The 19,852-nt window shown below is 61.1% G+C and carries 19 protein-coding genes and 1 pseudogene; 8 read left to right on the top strand and 12 right to left on the bottom strand.

What is annotated here, in order from left to right; all coding sequences use genetic code 11:
• Positions 1-2 precede the first annotated feature (2 nt).
• The 4 genes from CFI11_RS20590 to CFI11_RS20575 all read right to left on the bottom strand — a co-directional run bounded on the left by CFI11_RS20590 (position 3) and on the right by CFI11_RS20575 (position 2,831).
• Positions 3-998, bottom strand: coding sequence for a BMP family protein (locus CFI11_RS20590; protein WP_130409343.1), 996 nt, complete (start codon positions 996-998; stop codon positions 3-5).
• A gap of 162 nt (positions 999-1,160) precedes the next feature.
• Positions 1,161-1,559: a GNAT family N-acetyltransferase gene (locus CFI11_RS20585; protein WP_130409341.1), complete on the bottom strand. Its 399-nt coding sequence runs from the start codon at positions 1,557-1,559 to the stop codon at positions 1,161-1,163.
• A 14-nt stretch (positions 1,560-1,573) separates the two neighbouring features.
• Positions 1,574-2,278: a tRNA (adenosine(37)-N6)-threonylcarbamoyltransferase complex dimerization subunit type 1 TsaB gene (tsaB, locus tag CFI11_RS20580; protein WP_130409340.1), complete on the bottom strand. Its 705-nt coding sequence runs from the start codon at positions 2,276-2,278 to the stop codon at positions 1,574-1,576.
• Complete coding sequence (locus tag CFI11_RS20575) at positions 2,268-2,831, bottom strand: NifU family protein (RefSeq protein ID WP_130409338.1); 564 nt, start codon at positions 2,829-2,831, stop codon at positions 2,268-2,270. Before CFI11_RS20575 ends, tsaB begins: the two co-directional genes overlap by 11 nt.
• A gap of 171 nt (positions 2,832-3,002) precedes the next feature.
• Between CFI11_RS20575 and argS the strand changes: the two genes are divergently transcribed.
• Positions 3,003-4,730, top strand: a complete 1,728-nt coding sequence (argS, locus tag CFI11_RS20570; protein WP_130409336.1) for an arginine--tRNA ligase — start codon at positions 3,003-3,005, stop codon at positions 4,728-4,730.
• Between the two features lie 10 nt (positions 4,731-4,740).
• On the opposite strand, the gene CFI11_RS20565 is transcribed toward argS, so the two are convergent.
• Both CFI11_RS20565 and CFI11_RS25035 read right to left on the bottom strand, forming a co-directional pair.
• Positions 4,741-5,196, bottom strand: a complete 456-nt coding sequence (locus CFI11_RS20565) for a universal stress protein (protein ID WP_130409334.1) — start codon at positions 5,194-5,196, stop codon at positions 4,741-4,743.
• A 59-nt stretch (positions 5,197-5,255) separates the two neighbouring features.
• Positions 5,256-5,552: a YciI family protein gene (locus tag CFI11_RS25035; RefSeq protein ID WP_130409332.1), complete on the bottom strand. Its 297-nt coding sequence runs from the start codon at positions 5,550-5,552 to the stop codon at positions 5,256-5,258.
• An 87-nt stretch (positions 5,553-5,639) separates the two neighbouring features.
• Between CFI11_RS25035 and CFI11_RS25030 the strand changes: the two are divergent.
• Positions 5,640-5,777 (top strand): annotated as a pseudogene (locus CFI11_RS25030) (LysR family transcriptional regulator); the annotation flags it as partial.
• Positions 5,778-5,861: 84 nt separating this feature from the next.
• A complete protein-coding gene (locus CFI11_RS20550) occupies positions 5,862-6,488 on the top strand; it encodes a LysR substrate-binding domain-containing protein (RefSeq protein WP_254448980.1) in 627 nt (208 codons plus the stop codon).
• 10 nt (positions 6,489-6,498) lie between these two features.
• Here CFI11_RS20550 and CFI11_RS20545 read toward each other — a convergent pair whose 3' ends face one another.
• Positions 6,499-7,362, bottom strand: a complete 864-nt coding sequence (locus CFI11_RS20545) for a branched-chain amino acid aminotransferase (protein ID WP_130410106.1) — start codon at positions 7,360-7,362, stop codon at positions 6,499-6,501.
• A gap of 191 nt (positions 7,363-7,553) precedes the next feature.
• The gene (gene trpS, locus CFI11_RS20540) at positions 7,554-8,582 is read right to left on the bottom strand and encodes a tryptophan--tRNA ligase (RefSeq protein WP_130409328.1); all 1,029 of its coding nucleotides are present in this window, start codon (positions 8,580-8,582) and stop codon (positions 7,554-7,556) included.
• Positions 8,583-8,671: 89 nt separating this feature from the next.
• On the opposite strand from trpS, the gene CFI11_RS20535 reads away from it, so the two are divergent.
• Positions 8,672-9,358: a rhomboid family intramembrane serine protease gene (locus CFI11_RS20535; RefSeq protein ID WP_130409327.1), complete on the top strand. Its 687-nt coding sequence runs from the start codon at positions 8,672-8,674 to the stop codon at positions 9,356-9,358.
• Positions 9,359-9,369: 11 nt separating this feature from the next.
• Here CFI11_RS20535 and murJ read toward each other — a convergent pair whose 3' ends face one another.
• The 3 genes from murJ to CFI11_RS20520 all read right to left on the bottom strand — a co-directional run bounded on the left by murJ (position 9,370) and on the right by CFI11_RS20520 (position 14,975).
• Positions 9,370-10,908 (bottom strand): murein biosynthesis integral membrane protein MurJ, encoded by a 1,539-nt coding sequence (gene murJ, locus CFI11_RS20530; RefSeq protein ID WP_130409325.1) that lies wholly within the window; start codon positions 10,906-10,908, stop codon positions 9,370-9,372.
• A gap of 106 nt (positions 10,909-11,014) precedes the next feature.
• Positions 11,015-13,837 (bottom strand): [protein-PII] uridylyltransferase, encoded by a 2,823-nt coding sequence (locus CFI11_RS20525; RefSeq protein ID WP_130409323.1) that lies wholly within the window; start codon positions 13,835-13,837, stop codon positions 11,015-11,017.
• Positions 13,797-14,975, bottom strand: a complete 1,179-nt coding sequence (locus CFI11_RS20520) for a penicillin-binding protein activator (protein WP_130409321.1) — start codon at positions 14,973-14,975, stop codon at positions 13,797-13,799. Before CFI11_RS20520 ends, CFI11_RS20525 begins: the two co-directional genes overlap by 41 nt.
• Positions 14,976-15,060: 85 nt before the next feature.
• Between CFI11_RS20520 and rsmI the strand changes: the two genes are divergently transcribed.
• The 4 genes from rsmI (at position 15,061) to CFI11_RS20500 (ending at position 18,297) form a co-directional block, all read left to right on the top strand.
• Positions 15,061-15,915, top strand: a complete 855-nt coding sequence (gene rsmI, locus CFI11_RS20515; RefSeq protein WP_130409319.1) for a 16S rRNA (cytidine(1402)-2'-O)-methyltransferase — start codon at positions 15,061-15,063, stop codon at positions 15,913-15,915.
• 50 nt (positions 15,916-15,965) lie between these two features.
• Positions 15,966-16,340, top strand: a complete 375-nt coding sequence (locus tag CFI11_RS20510; protein WP_130409317.1) for a YraN family protein — start codon at positions 15,966-15,968, stop codon at positions 16,338-16,340.
• A 74-nt stretch (positions 16,341-16,414) separates the two neighbouring features.
• A complete protein-coding gene (gene gshB / locus CFI11_RS20505; protein ID WP_130409315.1) occupies positions 16,415-17,350 on the top strand; it encodes a glutathione synthase in 936 nt (311 codons plus the stop codon).
• On the top strand, positions 17,347-18,297 hold the full coding sequence (locus CFI11_RS20500; RefSeq protein WP_130409313.1) for an alpha/beta hydrolase: 951 nt from the start codon (positions 17,347-17,349) through the stop codon (positions 18,295-18,297). The genes gshB and CFI11_RS20500 overlap by 4 nt, the downstream gene beginning before the upstream one ends.
• On the opposite strand, the gene CFI11_RS20495 is transcribed toward CFI11_RS20500, so the two are convergent.
• Positions 18,263-19,777 (bottom strand): YifB family Mg chelatase-like AAA ATPase, encoded by a 1,515-nt coding sequence (locus tag CFI11_RS20495; protein ID WP_130409311.1) that lies wholly within the window; start codon positions 19,775-19,777, stop codon positions 18,263-18,265. The two genes, CFI11_RS20500 and CFI11_RS20495, sit on opposite strands and share 35 nt — an antisense overlap.
• Positions 19,778-19,852: the final 75 nt, after the last annotated feature.

The following is a 19,852-nucleotide window of genomic DNA, read 5'->3' as shown; positions in this document are numbered from 1 at the left end:
GCTCAGAAGCTCAGAACCGGGCAGCTGTCGTCCGACATGTAGTCATGCACGGTGATTTCGCCGCTGGCGATCTGGGCGGATGCCGCATCGACGGCGGATTGCATGTCCGAAGACACCAGCTCGGCATTGTGCTCGTCCATGGCATAGCCGACGCCGCCATTGGCCAGGCCCATCACCTGAAAGCCGGTTTCAAGGCCCGGGCCGTCGGCAAAGGCCTCGAACACGGCGTTGTCGACGCGTTTCATCATCGAGGTCAGGACCTTGCCGGGATGCAGGTAGTTCTGATTGCTGTCGACGCCGATCGACAGGATCCCTTCGTCAGCGGCGGTCTGAAGCACGCCCACGCCAGTGCCGCCGGCGGCGGCATAAACCACGTCAGCGCCCTGTGAAATCTGGGCCTTGGTCAGTTCGGAGCCTTTCACCGGGTCGTTCCAGGCGGCGGGCGTCGTACCGGTCATGTTGGCGATGATGCTGGCATCGGGGTTCGCCGCCAGCACGCCCTGGGCATAGCCGCAGGCGAATTTGCGGATCAGCGGGATGTCCATGCCGCCGATGAAGCCGACAGTACCGGATTCGGAGGCTTTGGCCGCCATCATGCCCACAAGGTAGGAGCCTTCATGCTCGTTGAAGACGACCGAGCGCACGTTGGGTGCGTCCACCACCATGTCGATGATGACAAAGGACGTGTCGGGATAGTCGCCCGCCACCTGCCCCAAGGCGTCGGCAAAGGCAAAGCCCGCCATCACGATCGGGTTGGCGCCAGCCTCCGCAAAGCGGCGAAGGGCCTGTTCGCGCTGGGCTTCGGATTGCAGTTCTATCTCGCGGAAGCTGTTGCCGGTCTCGTCCGCCCAGCGTTTGGCGCCGTTGAAGGCCGCTTCGTTAAAGGATTTGTCGAATTTGCCGCCCAGATCGAAGATCAGGGCCGGTTCGGCCAATGCAGCACCTGCGCTCAGCGCAAGACCTGCCGCCGCGCCCATCAGTCTTTGCATTACGGTCATAGTGGGTGTCTCCCGGTTGGTTATCTTGGTTGGGGCCGCTGTTCCCATTTCAGAAGCGGCCCAGTCAAGCGAGCAGATCGTTTTGATCAGGCAAATAAGGCCGTAGCTGGAGCAGAGGGTCAACTGATTTTTGTTAACGTGCGCGGGTAACCGACGCTGACTTTACGTGAGCGCGCGAGACATCAGCACCGCGTCAACCGACGGACTGCATGGCCGCTTGTAATATGCCTTGCGCATCCCCGTTTGCGCATACTCCATCCGCTCGTAAAGCGCCCGGGCGGGGACATTGTCCGACGCGACCTCCAGGAACGCCAGGGTTGCGCCTGCGGATCTTGCCTGAGCATGCCAGGTTTTCATCAGAGCTGTTGCTTGCCCAAGTCGGCGATGGGATGGGTGGGTGACGATTGTCAGCAGTTCCACCTCGTCCAGAACGACACGGTAGAGCGCGAAAGCATGCCGGTCACCGATCGCGAAGGTGCCGGCAAGGGACAAAAGGGATGCAAACTCCTCTTCGCTCCACGGGCGCCCCTGATCGAATGCCTCGCGATGCAGACGCGCCATGTCGGCTGCTGAAATCAATCCAGAAGCACCGGCGGCGCGTCCCGCGCGGGGGCGGCATCGGCGGCCCGGACGTAGAGGGGGGCGGGAGGCGGAGGCGTTGTTTCGCCCTGACGCCAGCGGGCCAGCGCTATTCGGGCAAGTGTTGGGCCGAAATCCGCCATTTCCCGTTCCACAAGCTGTTCGGGGGCTATCGGCCCGTCGAGACGCTGCGCAAGATCGCCCACCCGATGCCCGAGGATCAAGGTCTCCGGGGTGATGATGCAGTCGGGTACATTCGCCGAAAAATCCACCTGACGAGGTGGACCTGACGGATGCCCGCCGCCAAAGAGCTGCAGGTAAAGACTGTCGCGCGACCCCTTGATGCTGACCAATTGTGGCGCTTTGTCGTGGGGGCTGGTCGGTCCACGCATCACCTCGAACGTCGAGACCGCCATGGTCGGTATGCCAAGACCAAGCGCAAGGCCACGTGCCGCCGCAACCGAGATGCGAATTCCGGTGAAGTTTCCCGGGCCTACACCGACGGCGATGAGGTCGATATCGGTCCAGTCGCGTTGCTGGGTTTTCAGCATTGTTTGCAGCATCGGCATCAGATGCTCCGCCTGACCACGTGCCATGTCCCCCTTGTCCGTGGCGAGCAGAGTGTCGCCAGACATCAAAGCGGCCGCGCAATGCGCGGCCGACGTGTCAAAAGCCAGAATAAGCGGTGCGTCAGACGGCAACCGGGCGAACCTCGGTCACTTCGGGAATGTAGTGGCGCAGCAGATTCTCAATGCCCATCTTCAGCGTGAGCGTGGAGGACGGACAACCCGCGCAGGCCCCTTGCATATGCAGATAGACGACACCCCGGTCAAAGCCGTGGAAAGTGATGTCGCCTCCGTCCTGGGCGACTGCCGGTCTGACGCGGCTGTCGAGCAGTTCCTTGATCTGGCCCACGATCTCGGCATCTTCACCGGAATGTTCCGCGTGGCCCGACTGGGGCGCGGTGTCGCCTTCGATGACCGGTTGGCCCGATTGATAATGTTCCATGATCGCGCCCAGGATCGCGGGTTTGATATGGTCCCATTCGGTTGCATCGGCTTTCGTCACGGTGACGAAATCGTTTCCGAAAAACACTCCGGTCACGCCTTCAACCGCAAAGATCCTTGTCGCAAGCGGTGATTTGTCCGCTGTATCAGCGCTCGGAAAATCGGCCGTTCCCATATCCAGCACCGTCTGACCGGGCAGGAATTTCAAGGTTGCCGGGTTCGGCGTTGATTCCGTCTGGATAAACATAAGACATCTCCTAAGGCGCCTTACAGCATATGCGGATCGGGATTGGCCAAGTCAAGGTTTGGAATGGTTCTAATCTGCATGCCTGACCACCGTCCTCCGGTGCGGGGCGGCCCTTGTTCTCGTTCAACTCGGAAACTAAGAGGAGGCGATCATTAGACAAAGGGTGCGCCCATGGATGCCAAGACCGCGCTGCTCGACCAACTTGAGCAAATCTGCAAGCAGGCTTTCGTTGCTGCCGGCTTTGACGAAAAGTTCGGAGCTGTGCGCCCTTCGGATCGCCCCGATCTGGCCGATTTCCAATGCAACGGGTTGCTGGGCGTCGCCAAGGCCAACAAGATGAACCCGAAGGTTGCCGGCGAGCAGGTGATGGGCCTGATCGACACTCAGGACCGGTTCGCGGTCACGTTGGTCAATCCGGGATTTCTGAACTTCCGGGTAACGGAAAAAGCATTGATCGAGCAGGCGGAGCATCTCTCCTCCGATCCCCGCTTTCTGGCGTCTGAAGCAGAGGCGGCGAAAACCTATCTGCTGGATTACGGCGGCCCGAACCTGGCCAAGGAAATGCATGTCGGCCATCTGCGCTCCTCAATCGTGGGGCAGGCCTTGAAGACGCTCCTGGATTTCGCGGGCCATCGGACGATCAGCGATGTTCACCTCGGCGATTGGGGTCTTCAGATCGGCCAGCTGATCAGCCAGATCGAAGACGAACGGCCGGGGCTTCTGGCCGGAGAGGACGATGCCGATCTCACGATGGCCGACCTGCAGACCTGGTATCCCAAAGCCTCCGCACGGTCCAAAGAGGACGAGGTTTTCTTGGATCGCGCCCGGAAAGCCACGGCGGCGCTACAGGCGGGCGATCCTGCCTATATGGCACTCTGGAAACGGATATTCGATGCAAGCTCGCGCAGTTTGCAGCGGGATTTTGGCCGGATGGGCGTTGGTTTTGACTGCTGGTACGGCGAAAGCCGCTATCAGGCGGCGCTTGACGGCCTGGTGGAGCGCCTGATGGGCGAAGGTCATGCCATCGTCGATGAGGGCGCGGTTATTATCCCACTTGGCGATGAGGCCCTGCCGCCGCTGATGCTGCGCAACTCAAAGGGTGGCTATGGGTATGGTGCCACCGATCTGGCCACCATCATCGACCGGGTGACCGAGGATAATCCCGACTACATCCTTTATATCGTGGATGCCCGGCAGAAACTGCATTTCCGGCAGGTTTTCCGCGCTGCGGATCTGTGTGCCCTGACGGGGCATGCAAAACCGGAACACATCCCTTTCGGGACGGTGAACGGGACGGATGGCAAGCCCTTCAAGACAAGGGCGGGCGGTGTGATGCGCCTGCACGATCTGCTTGAGACCATGCATAAGGCAGCAGCCGAGCGCCTGAAAGCGGGCGGAGAGCTGGAGCCCGAGGAGCGCGAGGCCATCGCGGAGCAGATCGCGATTGCGGCGATCAAGTTCGGCGAACTCTCTCATGACCGCGAAAGCAACTATGTTTTCGATATGGATCAGTTCCTGCAATTCGAAGGCAAGACAGGCCCCTATATTCAGTATTCATGCGTCCGGATCCGGTCGCTTCTGCACAATGCAGCTGCTGACGGGACAATGCCTGGCGCGCTGCTCGAATTGGGCAAGGGAGGTCGCGATCTGATCCTTTGCCTGGACGAGTTCGCACGCCAGATGGAGCGGGCGGTCGACACCCGAAAACCCAGCGCTTTGGCCGGCCATGTCTACAAGTTGGCCAACAAGACCAACACCTATTATCAGTCGAACAAGGTGCTTGCTGCCGGGGTTCCGCGTGAAACGGCGCAGTCACATCTGGGCCTTCTGTCTCTCGCGCTCAGTCAGTTGGATCTCGGGCTGAAGCTTCTTGGGATTGAGATTCCTGAAAAGATGTAGCGCGGGGCGATCAGGTGATCGCCTCAAGCTGCTCTTTTGTCAGATCGCCCGGCACGATGGTGATGGGCACGGGAAGCGCGCCTGCATTCTTGGTCAATTGCGTGACAAGCGGGCCCGGGCCTTTCTTGCCGGTGCCAGCCCCAAGAACCAGAACGCCGATCTCTGGATCGTCCTTGATCTGCGCCATGATCTCCGGCACTGCTTCGCCCTCCCGGATCACGAGTTCCGGGTCAATATGCTGACGGTCCCGCATCCATTTGGCAAAGACCTCGAAATGGGCGTGTATGCGCTCGCGGGCTTCCTCGCGCATGACCTCGCCGACACCGATCCAGTGGTTGAACTCCTCTGGTGCGATGATGGACAGTATTTCAACGCCCGCCCCCGTGTGAGACGCACGCATCGCGGCAAAGCGCATTGCATTCAGACATTCGCGGCTGTCGTCCAACACCACCAGAAACTTGCGCATGATCTTGCGTCTCCCTCAGCGGGCGGATCATGACCCAAGCGCGGAAGACGTGCAATGGATTAGATTTGGCGCTGGCCGTTTGCAAAGACCTGTTTCCAGCGCAGGATGCGGTGGGTGTCTCTCAGGCCCGTCGTCCAGAACGGGTCTGATCGGATCAAGGACTCGATCTCTTCCTCATCTTTAGCGTTGACCAGCCACAGCCCACCTGCGGATGTGCCTTCCGTTTCCGTCAGAGGACCGGCGGCGATGATCCGGTCGCTGTGTTCTTCCAGAAAGGCCAGGTGTTTTTCCATATGTCGCTGACGCAGACCGGGGTCGGCGTCAGTGGCATCGGTGAACAAAACCACAAAGTGCATCTTGAACCTCCTCTTTTGCGTTCCGAAAAATTGCATCTGCACGATCGCGGGTTGAAGATGAGATTTTTGCCAGCCTAGCCTGCATAAATGCAGGATCTGAACTGGAGCGATTTGAGATTTGCCCTTGCTGTCCATCGCGGAGGCAGTCTTGCCGCGGCTGCACGGCGGATGGGGGTGAACGAAACAACCGTTGCCCGGCGCCTGCATGCACTGGGAGAGGTTATCGGTGCCCCCTTGTTCATACGCAATGCCGCTGGCCGTCTTTGGCCAACCAGCCAAGGACAGGTTGTTGTCGGACATGCTGAACGCATGGAACCTGAGGCTGATGCGCTGACGGGCAAGCTGGGCCAGCTGGGGGATCGGCTTACAGGTCGGGTTCGCCTCACGGCGGTCCCGATCTTGGTCAACCATGTCCTTGTGCCCGCGCTGGGTCCCCTCCTGAAGGCGCATCCCGACCTTGACGTCGAACTCGTGCCGGAGGCCAGGGATCTCAACCTCACCCGTCGCGAGGCCGATCTCGCCTTGAGGCTGGCGCGCCCGAGAGATGGCGGTCAGGAGGTTCTGACGCGCCGTGTTGGAACCTTGGGCTATGTGCTTTGTGCTCCGGCCCAATGCGAGGCGCCTGCGTCTCTGTCCTGGCTGCTTTATGACGAGGCGCATTCGGGTCTGCCGCAGGCGCGATGGATGGCGCGTCAAGGCGGGGCAATCTCTGGTCTGAAAGTCTCTGATGCGGAGACGTTGCAGGCCGCCATTTCCGACGGTTTGGGCAAAGGATTGCTGCCCGCTTGTGTCGCAAAGCGGGACGCGCGCATACGAATCATCCCGACGGAGGGTTTGCCCAGCCGCGATATCTGGCTTTTGTCACATAAAGCGCAACGGGGCTTGCCGGCAGTGGAGGCTGCTGTGGACTGGCTCGTTTCGCTGTCCTGGCACTAGGTTGCTGAGCCTACGCGGAAGAGGCCGCCCAGTCCCAGTACATGTTCCGCACGCGTCTGGTCACGGGTCCCACCTGATATTGCGTCTCGTCAAACGCCGTGACCGGGGTGACCTTTGTCATGTTCCCCGACAGAAAGACCTCGTCCGCATCATGGAAATCGTCAAATGTCAGAACGCGTTCATGGACGATCATGCCGTCCGCCCGCATATTCGTCATATGACGTGCGCGCGTTATGCCCGCGAGGAAGGTGCCGTTTGCAATCGGGGTGAAGACTTCGCCATCCTTGACCATAAAGACATTGGAGGTGGCGGTTTCGGCGACATTGCCCATTGCGTCGGCCACCAGCGCGTTGCCAAACCCTTTGGAGCGGGCCTCTGTCAGCATGCGGGCATTGTTTGGGTATAGGCAGCCTGCCTTGGCGTTGACAACGGCATCTTCAAGAACGGGCCGGCGGAAGCGTGTCCGGGTCAGCGTGGTGGATGCATCCGCAGCCGGCATCGGTATCTCTTCGAGGCAGACGGCGAAGGCTGTGGAATCGCTTTCAGGGACGATCGCCAGCGCATCGCCCTGCGTTGCCCAATACATCGGCCTGATGTAGATCGCGGCCCCTTTGGCGCATCGCGTTAGCCCTTCCCGGATGATGGACACCATCTCCTCGGTGCCGACGGTTGGGGCAAGCATCAACGCCTCGGCCGAGCGGTTCACGCGAGCACAATGTGCGACGAGATCGGGGGCGAGGCCATTGACCTGGCGCGCCCCGTCGAAAACCGAGCTTCCCAGCCAGGATGCATGATCGGCAGCGCGCATGATCGGAATGTCGCCTTCATGCCAGCTGCCATTGAAATAAGTGAGAATATTTGTCCCGACCGCCATCATGTCCTCGTTCACATGTTTGACCTGACGGTAGGGCGCAGGCGCGGTTCCGTCCAGCCCCTGGATCAGCACGCGTCATCAGCAAGGGGTGCCCGTTTTTTGTGACAAAAAACGGTGGAAAACGGTTCGTTTTCCAGACCGGAATTTGGATCAAATTCCGGCACCCCCTGGCAAACCTGGGGGCGCCATTTCTAAACGTGCTTGGGCGGGATCATTCCGACGATGTCGTAGGTCTGGCGCAGGATAGGCGCTGTGATGTCCCGCGCTTGCTGCGCACCCGCTGTCAGAAGCCGGTCGATCTCGTCCGGTTCGGCGACGAGCCGTGCCATTTCCGTCGATATCGGCGACAGTTTTGCGACCGCAAGGTCGGCAAGGATCGGTTTGAACTCGGAAAACTGCTTACCCCCCATCTCGGTCAGAACCTCAGCGACCGTCTGATCCGCCAAGGCCGCATAGATGTTCACCAGATTGCGGGCCTCCGGCCGCTCTTCGAGGCCTTTGGCTTCCGAGGGCAGGCCATCGGGATCCGTCTTGGCCTTGCGGATCTTCTTGGCGATCGTATCCGAATCATCGGTCATGTTAATACGGGAGGCATCCGACGGGTCCGACTTCGACATCTTCTTGGACCCGTCCCGCAGGCTCATCACCCGTGTCGCGGCGCCCTTGATGACCGGCTCGGTCAGCGGAAAGAAATCCACGCTGAAATCGTGATTGAACTTGGTGGCGATGTCACGGGTTAGCTCAAGATGTTGCTTCTGGTCCTCGCCCACAGGCACATGCGTGGCATGATAAATCAGGATATCCGCCGCCATCAAAGCAGGATAGGCAAAAAGGCCCAGTGACGCATTTTGCGCGTTCTTGCCGGCCTTGTCCTTGAACTGGGTCATCCGTTGCATCCAGCCCATCCGGGCGACACAATTGAAGATCCAGGCCAGTTGAGCATGTTCCGGCACCTGGCTCTGATTTATCAGGATCGACTTTTCCGGGTTGATGCCGGAGGCAATAAAGCCCGCGCAAAGCTCTCGCGTATTGCGCCGCAGATCCGCCGGATCCTGCCAGACGGTGATCGCGTGCAGATCGACCATGCAGTAGATGGTTTCGAACGCATCATCCTGCATGTCCACAAAGCGCTTGATGGCGCCCAGATAGTTACCAAGCGTCAGTCCACCGGACGGTTGAATGCCGGAGAAGACGCGCGGTGTGAAGACGGGAGAGGTCATGGGGCAGGCACTCACGGCTGGAAAAAATCGCTTGGGTGCATTACCGAGGAGGGTAATAGCCGTCAAGAAGCCGCAAAGGAGGCCCGGGCATGAGCAGTTCGCCGCAGATCCCTGCCGTAAATCCGCTGCCACCCGTCGTGGTGGCCCTGTTTCTTGTCATTTTGTGCATCGAAATTGCCTTCAGCCTTGGCGCCCGCGGGTTGGTTGGTGGACCGGCCGCGGTCGGCTGGCGGCTGGCGGCGCTGCAATCCTATGCCTTTTCCGGCGATATCTTTGACTGGATGTGGCAGAGCGGGCGCTGGCCCATCGAACATGTGATCCGCTTTCTCAGTTTTCCCTTCGTCCACGGCTCGTTCACCCACACGATTTTTGCAGGCGTGATCCTTCTGGCGATGGGCAAGATGGTGGGTGAGGTCTTTGGTTCGGTTGCCACGGTGATCATCTTTTTTGGCTCGGGCGCGCTGGGCGTGCTGGCCTATGCGATCCTACTGAACGATCCGGCGCCAATCGTGGGTGCGTTCCCGAATGTCTATGGTCTGATCGGCGCGTTCACCTTTATGCTCTGGCGGTCTTTGTCGTCTATCGGCGCCAATCAGGCGCGTGCTTTCACGCTGATCGGGATCCTCATGGGGATTCAGCTCGTATTTGGTTTGCTGTTTGGTCTGCACAACGACTGGGTCGCGGATCTGGCAGGGTTTGCGGCGGGTTTCGGGATGTCGTTCTTCATCGCTCCCGGGGGCTGGTCCGCTATCATTGACAGGGTGCGTCGGGACTGAAAGCTGTCACCTTAGCGGCGCAAGGCGTGACGAAGATCGGAGAGGCGAAAGCCCCCGGTGATCTGGGCTGTCGCAAAGAAACTGACGATGCCTGACGTCACAAGAAGCGCAAGGGCAAGATAGCGCCATCCGGGCGTCCCCAGCATCGGGGTCAGGGCAAGATTGACGGCCCAAAGAAGCCCCCCCATGACAGCGGCAGACGCGCAAATACGCCAGAGCCGTGCCCAGAAGCGGTCATCGAATTTGGCGGCATCCCCCATCTCGCCAGTGCCGCGTGCCAGCAGCCACACCATGGCCCAGCCCGCGACGGTGGTGGCGATCGCCGGGGCGAACCAGCCGATGACCGGGGCAAGGCCGATGGCCAGAATGGCGTTCACCACCATTGCCCAAAGCGCATAGCGAAAGGGGCTGCGTGTGTCCTCTCTTGCGAAAAAGAGAGGCTGGAGGATCTTTTGCAGCACGAAGGCTGGCAGGCCAAGCCCGTAAATCGCAACGGCAAGTGCGATCGAGGCGCTGTCATCCGCCGTAACCTCACCCCTTTGAAACAGGACCGACACAAGGGGCAACGGGATCACGATCAACGCCACTGCGGAGGGTATCGTCAGGGCCAGCGCGGCTTCGCCCGCGCGCGACAGCGCATTGCGGGCGCCTGCGTCATCCCGCGCGGCGAGCCGTCGAGAGAGGTCCGGAAGAAGCACCACCCCAATCGCAATCCCCACGACACCCAGAGGCAACTGATAAAGCCGGTCTGCCGCATAGAGCCACCCCACCGCGCGGTCGAAATAGGACGCGACCTGCTGCCCGACGAGCAGGTTGATTTGAACCACCCCGCCCGCAAGGGCCGCCGGAACCGCGATCTTGATCAGGCGCCTCAGTTCCGGCGTAAGGCGCGGGCGCTGGATGCGGATCGGTACGCCGGCCCGGTTCGCAGCGATCCAGACCAGCGCGAGTTGCGCAAGACCCGCCACCGGGACCGCCCAGATAAGCGCGCGCGCGATGTTGCCCCCCACAGCTTGCGCCACCAACATCGCGCTGATCAGAAGGACATTCAGCAGAACAGGGGCCGCCGCCGCCGCCGCGAAACGGCCCGTCGCATTCAGCACCCCAGACGCCAGGGCAGCCAGGGAGATAAAGAGCACATAGGGAAACGCGATGCGCCCGAACTCTGTCGCGAGATCGAATTGCGCGGCGCCGGCAAAGCCGCTGGCCATCCCGAAGATCAGCCAAGGCATCGTCGCCTGGGCAATCAACGTCAGCACTATGAGCACGCTGGCCAGACCTGAAAAGGCCTGTGATGCGAATTCCGCCGGCGCCTCGTCGGTTTCTAGCTTCTTGGAGAACATGGGCACGAATGCCATGTTGAATGCCCCCTCGGCAAAGAAGCGGCGGAACATATTGGGCAGCCGGAAGGCCACGACATAGGCTTCGTAAAGCGGGCCGGTTCCGATTAGGGCGAGGATCATCGCGTCTCTCACAAAGCCCAGAACGCGGCTCAGCAAAGTCCAGACGCCAACGGTGAGAAACCCGGTCATGAGGCGAATGGGTTTCATGACGGGCCACAGCCCATGCGCATCAGGGACCGATCCACCAAAGCTCCGCATCGGGCCATCACGCCGATCCCGAATTGGCCCCGGTCATGCATCGGATGTCTGCCTGTCATCCCTCGGCGCGCTCGACGCCTTCGGCAATGGCCGTTCGCAGCTTGCCTTCAAGGAACTTCTGTTTCGACTCCGAATAGTATTTCAGCCCGAACATATCCTTGACGTAGAATGTATCGACCACCTGCTCTCCGTACGTCGCGATGACGGCGTTGGCGATGTAGACATTTGCCGTCGCCAAGGTCCGGGCGAGGTCGTAGAGCAGTCCCGGGCGATCCCGCGTGTCGACTTCGATGATCGTGTAGATGTCGGAGCCTTCATTATCGAAGGTGATATGGGTCGGGACCTCGAACGCTTTTTCACGCTTCTTGATCTTGTCGCGGGATTTGAGCGCCTCACGCGGGACCACCTGACCCATCAGTGTTTTGTGGATCATCTGGGTGAGGCGCGGCAAACGGTCGGCCTCGTAGGGCGCGCCATCGCCGTCTTGGATCCAGAAGGCGCCGGTCACGTTTCCATCCTTGGTCGTATAGCTGCGTGCATCGACGACATTGGCACCCACCAGAGCCAGGGCGCCCGCAAGGCGTGCGAAGATCCCCGGATGATCCGCCATTACGAAACAGGCGCGTGTTGCATCGCGATCCTCATCCGGATGCACGTCGATACCGATCTCGGCCAAATCGTGGCTGTCCTCCAGATCGCGAAGAAGCCGAGCAAAGACCACATGCGCCGTGACATGAAGCCCCTGCCAATAGGGCGCATAGTGCCGTCCGGTTTCCCGCTTGAGATCTGCGCGGGACCAATCGGGCAGGGCTGCGCGCAGCAGCTTCTTGGCCTCCGCCCCCCGGTTTTCGCGGTTGAGGTCCTCCATCCCGGTTTCAAGCGCGCGACGCGCCTGGCGATAAAGCGCGCGGATCAACGCGGCCTTCCAGTTGTTCCAGGTATCAGGTCCCACACCACGGATATCGCAGACCGTAAGGACGCAGAGCAGGTCAAGCCGTTTGACGGTTTGAACGGCCTTGCAGAAATCCCGCACGGTGCGGGGATCTGCAATGTCCCGTTTCTGAGCCATGTCCGACATCAGAAGATGGTAGCGGACAAGCCATTCCACGGTTTCGCATTCGGATTTGTTCAACCCGAGCCGAGGCGCGACTTTCCGCGCGATCTGGGCCCCGAGGATCGAATGATCTTCCGAGCGGCCTTTGCCGATATCGTGAAGCAGAAGAGCGACATAGAGAACCTTGCGGTTCACCCCGTTCTTCAGGATCGACGAGGCGACCGGCAGATCTTCGACCAGCTCCTCTTTTTCGATCTGGGCCAGCTGGGCGATGCACTGGATGATATGCTCGTCCACGGTATAGCTGTGATACATATTGAACTGCATCATCGCCACGACCGGCTCGAATTCGGGGATGAAGGCCGCAAGGACGCCCAACTCGTTCATCCGGCGCAAGGCGCGTTCGGGATTTCCGTGTTTCAAAAGCAGGTCGAGGAAGATCCGCGTCGCCTCCCGATCCTGCCGCATGTCGTCATCTATCAGGTGCAGGTTGGCGGTGACGAGACGCATGGCATCCGGATGGATCAGCATCCCGGTTCGCAAGCCTTCTTCGAAGATCCGCAACAGGTTCAGCTTGTCCGCCAGAAACGAGGTTTCGTCTTCAACGGCAAGACGATTATGGATCACGCTATAGCCCGACCTGACCCTGGGCTTCCGCCGAAAGATCCGCTCAAGCAGGGGTTCGGATTTCACGTGGGTCGCTTCGAGCTTGGTCAGAAAGATGCGGGTCAGATCTCCGACCGCGGTCGCGTGGCGGAAGTAGTCCTGCATGAACACCTCGACCGCCCGGCGTCCGGCCTTGTCCTGATAACCCATCGCTCCGGCCACCTCGACCTGCCGGTCAAAGGTCAATTGCTCGCTGGCCCGTCCGCTGATCAGGTGCAGATGCGCGCGCACCGCCCAAAGGAAATCCTCCGCATGTACGAACCGTTCAAACTCCTCGGGACGGAAGACGCCCAGCGGGACCAGATCCGCGGCATTCTGAACCCCCTGGATGTATTTTGCGATCCAGAACAGGGATTGCAGATCCCTCAAGCCCCCTTTGCCTTCTTTCACGTTGGGCTCGACAACATATCGCTGACCCTGACGTTCATGCCGTTTTTCACGTTCTTCGAGCTTTGCTTCGATGAAGTCGCGCCCCGTCCCGGTGAAAAGATCCTCACGCAAACGCGTTGCAAGCTCTTCGCCCAAAGGGGCGTAACCGGCGAGAAAGCGGTGTTCCAGCATCGCGGTCCGGATCGTGAAATCCTCGGCGCCCAGGCGCAGGCAGTCCTTGATCGTTCGGCTTGAATGGCCGACCTTCAGCTTCAGGTCCCACAAGATGTAGAGCATCGATTCAATGACGCTCTCCGCCCAGGCCGTGATTTTGTAGGGTGTGAGAAACAGCAGATCCACGTCCGAGAAGGGCGCCATTTCCCCCCGGCCATAGCCACCGACTGCAATCAGGGCAATCCGCTCCCCCCGTGTCGGATTGGGCAGCGGATGCATATGCGTTTGGGCCATATGCAACGCGGCAGTCACCAGACAATCGGTCAGGTAGGTATAGGACCGCGTCAGGGGACGCGCCGCGAAAGGGTGCTGCTGAAACGCCTTGGCGATGGCCGCCCGTCCATCCTCCTTGGCCTGACGCAAGATCCGCACGCAGGCATTTCGAAGACCCAGCGCATCTTGTGCCTCGCCCGCAGCGTCGTCGAGCTTGCGCACAAGACCGGGCTGATCAAAAATCAGTGAGGCATCACAGATGAGATCGCCCGACGGTCGTCGGATCAGGGGCGTTTCAGGCTCAGAAGCCGGGGCCGCCAAAGCTTCTTGGGGCAGGGTCAATCACAACCACCTGTCTGTTCCGGATCGTCGCAACTGCGAGCCCACGTTCATTACCACCATCGCGGCGCAGCCGGAAGATCCCGTTTACACCCTGAAAGCCTGCACCCTGTGTCAGCGCCGCGCCCGTGAGGGCGTTCGATTGGCCCGCACCGACAAGCGCTCCGATTGCGGCGATGCCGTCATAGGCCAGCCCCCCGATCGGGTGTGGCGGCTCGCCATAAGCGGCCTGATAGCGGCTGCGAAAGCGCGCGCTCATTCCCGGATCAGGCAGAGCGAACCACCCGCCTTGAACGCCGGGCAGCTCAAGCGTTTGCGGTGGGATATCCCAGCGGGTCAACCCGATATACTGAACGTTTTCAGGTCTGACGCCAGCCTCTGGCAAAAGCTGTGTAAAGAGGGGCAGCGCACCTGCCGTCGTCGCGGTCAGGAATACCGCATCAGCGCCGGAGCTGCTGACGGCGGAGCGCACCTGGGGCACGGAGGCAACCACGCCCTGCTGCGAGCGCTGATAGGGCACGATCCCGGCCAGGCGCGCCGGAGAGCCCTGGACGGCCCGCTCGATCGCTGCCTTGCCAAGCTGGCCCGAGACGTCCTGTGAATGCACGACCAGAATGTTCGATTTGCCCTGACTTGCGGCAAAGCGCGTCAGGCGGCTCGCCGTGTTGTCGAATGTCGGGCCAAGGACAAACACGTTCCCACCCGCGATGGTCGTATTGTTGGAGAATGACAGAACGTTGATCCCGCGCCCCGCAACGGCAACGCCGGCGGCATTGGCCGCTTCGCCGTAGACGGGGCCCAGAATGATCTTGGCGCCATCGTTGACCGCCTGAACAGCCTGGGATGCGGCTTGCTGCGCATTGCCCGCGGTCGCATAGACGCGCAGGTCGACCTGCACCCCTTCAAGGTCGCTGATCGCCAGGCGCGCCGCATTTTCAAGGCTTTGCGCGACGATATCGTCGCCACCTTGGCCGGATCCTCTTGGCACCAGCAGCGCAACCGGGACGGGCTGGGCTGTGTTGATGGTGGGTCCACCCCCTCCGCCGAGGGCGACAGGTTCACAGGCGGCCAGGGCAAGAGCAGAGGCAAGCGCCAGCGCGCGCAACCCCAGCTTGCGGGCGGGTCGGAAAACGGCAAACATAGATGAAAACTCCCAGTTGCAAGCTGCGCGGCGGCGCATTTTTTGTTGAGCGGGATAATAAGCGTCACGAAAGGCGGGTCCAGTGGTGAATCACCAAAACATCAAATTGCAGCCGGGCCTTTATCTGGTGGGAACACCGATCGGGACAGCCCGCGATATCACCTTGCGCGCCCTCGATATTCTGGCCTCGGCGGACCTGCTGGTAGCGGAGGATACGCGCAGCATGCGTAAATTGCTGGACATTCACGGCGTGCCCCTCGCGGACAGGCCCCTGTTTTCGCATCATGATCACAGCGGCCAGCGGGTCACGGAACGCGTTCTGCAGGCGGTTGGAGATGGGCAATCGGTTGCTTACGCATCCGAAGCCGGTATGCCGATGATCGCCGATCCCGGCTTTGAACTGGCCCGCGCGATCAGCGATGCGGGATACTCGGTCACCTCCGCGCCGGGCCCGTCGGCGGCGATAACGGCGCTGGCGCTCGCCGGGCTGCCAACCGACGCTTTCTTCTTTGCTGGCTTTCTTCCAAGCAGTGCGACGGCCCGCAAGGCTCGGCTTGAGGCCTTGAGGGAGGTTCCGGGCACATTGATCTTCTACGAGTCACCGCGCCGTGTGAAAGCCATGCTTGAAGATGCCCGCGCGACGTTGGGGGGCAGGCGTGACGGTGCCATCTGCCGGGAGCTGACAAAGAAGTTCGAAGAGATCAAACGCGGCACCCTGCAGGACCTCGCCGAAACTGCGCCCGAGAAGCTGAGGGGCGAGGTGGTCGTCCTGATCGGACGCGCCGACCCGGCAGAACGCGAAGCTGTTGATATAGATGCCGCACTGCGCGATGCGCTGACCTCCATGTCCGTCAAGGACGCCGCCGAAATGGTGTCGAAGGCACATGGGCTGCCGAAACGCTCAGTCTACCAGAGGGCCCTCACCTTCGTTGAACGTTAAGATTTCCGTGCGAGCGTCGCAAAACGGTTTTGTGTCAATTGGAGCGCGCGATGACGGAAGCTGCGGAGCTGCGGGGACGGACGGCCTTTCACGCCGGCGCGTCGGCTGAGATGCGCATCGCGCTGGCCTATCAGCGGCGCGGATTTCAACTGCTGGCGCAGCGCTGGCGGCGCGGCGGCGGTGAAATCGACCTTATCTTGCGTGATGATGAAAGGATCGTCTTCGTGGAAGTCAAACAAAGCAGCTCGTTCGAGCGGGCTGCCGAGCGTTTGACGGCTGCTCAGATGCGCCGGATCTACGCTGCGGCAGAGGTTTTTCTGGCAGAAGAAGCCGAGGGCCAGCTGATCGACACGCGCTTTGACGTGGCGCTCGTCGACGGGTCGGGCGCATACAGGATTGTCGAGAATGCCATCGTGCCGGACTGAGGCAACGGACGACCCATTGAACCCTGCCGCGCGCTGCGTCATGTATCGGAACAACCAAAACCGAGGGGCGCAGAATGAAGATCGCATTCCAGATGGACCCGATCGGGGCCGTCGACATCAATGCAGACAGCAGCTTCCGGCTGGCTGAGGAAGCGCAGGCCCGGGGGCATACGTTATTTTATTACAGCCCGGATCAACTTGCGTATCAGGAGGGGCGTATCACGGCCCGCGGGCAGGACATGTCGGTCCAGCGAGTGGCTGGCGAACCGGCTATCCTGGGGGATATGCGGGAGGTGGATCTGGAAGAGATGGATGTTGTCTGGCTCCGCCAGGACCCGCCGTTTGACATGCACTATATCACGTCGACGCATTTGCTGGATCGGCTCAAGCCGACCACGTTGGTCGTGAACGATCCCTTCTGGGTGCGGAACTATCCCGAAAAGCTGCTGGTCCTGGATTTTCCCGACCTGACACCTCCCACGACCATTGCGCGGGATCTTGAAACGATCAAGGCCTTCAAGGATCGCCATGGCGACATCATCCTCAAACCTCTTTACGGCAACGGCGGCGCGGGCGTGTTCCGCCTGGACGCGGGCGACCGCAACCTGACATCCCTGCACGAGCTTTTCACGGGCTTTTCGCGCGAGCCGCTGATCGTGCAGAAATTCCTCCCCGATGTATCGAACGGCGACAAACGTGTCATTCTGGTTGATGGGGAAGCGGTGGGGGCCATCAACCGGGTTCCGGCGGCTGGCGAGACACGGTCGAACATGCATGTTGGCGGGCGACCCGAAAAGATCGGCCTTACCGACCGTGATCTTGAAATCTGTCACGCGATTGGCCCTCTCCTGCGCGAAAAGGGGCAGATATTCGTCGGGATCGACGTGATCGGCGACTATCTTACAGAGATCAACGTGACCTCACCAACCGGTATTCAGGAACTCGAACGCTTTGACGGGGTGAACATCGCTGAAAAGATCTGGGCCGCGATCGAGGCGCGGATGGCATGAGCCTGCGCGCGCGCCTTTTGAACCTCAACCTGCGGTTCATGGAAAAGCCCTATCTGGCCAAGGCGTCAGATCCGCAGATGCTGCGGCAGGGGTTTGAAAAGAAGGCCCGCTTTTGGTTCCGTCCACCGCAAGGCGCCCGGTTCGAGAACAGCACTTTGGGCGATATACCAACCATCCGCGCCACGGTCGGATCGTGCGTGACAGATGCGGCGATCCTTTATTTTCATGGCGGCGGCTATGTTTTTGGAAGCCCCAAGACGCATCGGGCGATGTTAGCGCATCTGTCGCGGCGCACGGGGTTGCCGGCCTATCTTCCCGCTTACCGCCTTGCCCCGGAGCATTGTTTTCCGGCCGCCGTGGAAGACGCGCTGGCTGCCTATAGCGCATTGATCGCCGAATGGGTGCCGGCGTCCCGCATTATTCTGGGGGGAGACAGCGCCGGCGGCGGCCTTGCGCTGTCCTGCCTGGCCGAGATCCTCCGCGAGGGTCTTGACCGCCCGGCGGGCTGTTTCGCGCTTTCACCTCTGGCTGACCTGACTTTTTCAGGCGCCTCTTTTGCAGACAACGCCAAGGCAGAGGTTATGCTGCCCGCCCATCGGGCAAGCGAAATGGTTGCGCTTTATCTGAACGGTCGTCCGGCTGCAGACCCTCGTGCCACGCCGTTGCATGCCGTGTTCGACGGGGCGCCTCCGGTCTATCTCACCGCGGGTGACACGGAAATCCTGCTGGACGACACACGGCGGATGACATCGCATCTGCGGGCACAGAACGTAGAGGTGACAGAGCGTATCCGCCGCGATCTGCCTCATGTCTGGCCGATCTTTCACGGCCTGATCCCCGAGGCGGGGGAGACTTTGGATGAGGTCGCGGACTGGATCAGGCCGCTTGTGCCCCGAGCACACGCGGACTGGATCAGGCCGCTTGTGCCCCGAGCACACGGAAGCTGAGCGCTTCTGCGATATGGGGGCGGCGCACCTGCTCGGCTCCGTCAAGATCAGCGATGGTACGGGCAACCCGCAGGATCCGGTGGTATCCTCTGGCCGACAATCCGAACCGTTCGGCTGACCGGGTCAGCAGATCACGGCCTTCTGCATCCGGCGTCGCAATGTCATCCAGAACACCCCCCTCGGCATCGGCGTTCTGGCGAAGGCCGGGCGCTGTCTTGAACCGCTTGGACTGAACCTCGCGCGCCGTTGTAACGCGTTCGGCCACCGCTTGGGACGTATCGCCGCTGGGCGGAAGGTCTAGATCGGTGAATGACACGGGCGGGACGTCGATCCTGAGATCGAACCGGTCCATCAAGGGCCCTGAGATGCGGCCTAGATAATCCTCTCCACAAGCCGGCACGCGGGCGCAGGCGCGCGCGGGATCCGAAAGATAGCCGCATTTGCAGGGATTCGCCGCCGCGACCAACATGAACTTGCAGGGATAGCGCACATGCGCGTTCGCGCGCGCAACCATCACCTCTCCGGTTTCGATGGGTTGGCGCAGGGTTTCAAGCACGGTGCGCGGAAACTCGGGCAACTCGTCCATGAAAAGAACACCGTTATGGGCGAGCGAGATTTCTCCGGGCTTGGCGCCCCGTCCGCCTCCGACAATCGCGGCCATCGACGCGGTATGATGGGGTTCCCGGAACGGACGGGCTCGGGAGATACCACCTTCGTCCAAAAGCCCCGAAAGGGAATGGATCATCGAGGTTTCCAGCGCCTCAGTGGCGGTGAGCGGGGGGAGAATGCCGGGCATGCGGGCGGCCAACATGGATTTGCCGGAACCCGGCGTTCCGATCAGCATCAGATGGTGTCGTCCGGCTGCCGCAATCTCCAGCGCGCGCTTGGCGCGCTCCTGTCCTTTGACATCTCTCAGATCGCGGCTGGACCCTTCCGCCTTCACTTCTCCCGGCTCGGCCGGGGTCAGCGGCGCCTGCCCGGTGAAGTGTCGCACAACATCGCCCAGCCCTGTCGCGGCGATGACCTGCGCGGCGCCGACCCAGGCAGCCTCCGCCCCCGATGCTGCAGGGCAGAGCAGGATCCGGTCTTCTTCCGCGGCCGCCATGGCGGCGGGCAACGCGCCCAACACGGGAACAAGGGTACTGTCGAGCGAAAGCTCTCCCAAGGCAACGCTGCCTTCGGTGGCATCCGCGGGCACGATACCAATCGCCGACAGAAGCGCGAGCGCTATGGGCAGGTCAAAATGGCTCCCTTCCTTTGGCAGGTCCGCCGGGGACAGATTGATCGTGATGCGTTTCGATGGCAGCGCAATGGACATTGCGTTCAAGGCGCTGCGCACCCTGTCGCGCGCCTCTGACACGGCCTTGTCCGGCAGCCCGACGATGGAAAACGCGGGCAGGCCCGGCGCAATCGCACATTGCACTTCGACCAGCCGGGCCTCGACCCCCTGAAACGCCACCGTGTATGCGCGCGCAACCATCCCTGACTATCCCATGTCCATGTGATGGCTCATGGCTAACGCGGGGTTTCTTACAGAATGGTTAACGCCTGAAAG

Origin of the sequence: Thalassococcus sp. S3 (assembly GCF_004216475.1) — a bacterium.
GTDB lineage: Bacteria > Pseudomonadota > Alphaproteobacteria > Rhodobacterales > Rhodobacteraceae.
This window is presented reverse-complemented; position numbering and strand designations above follow the sequence as displayed.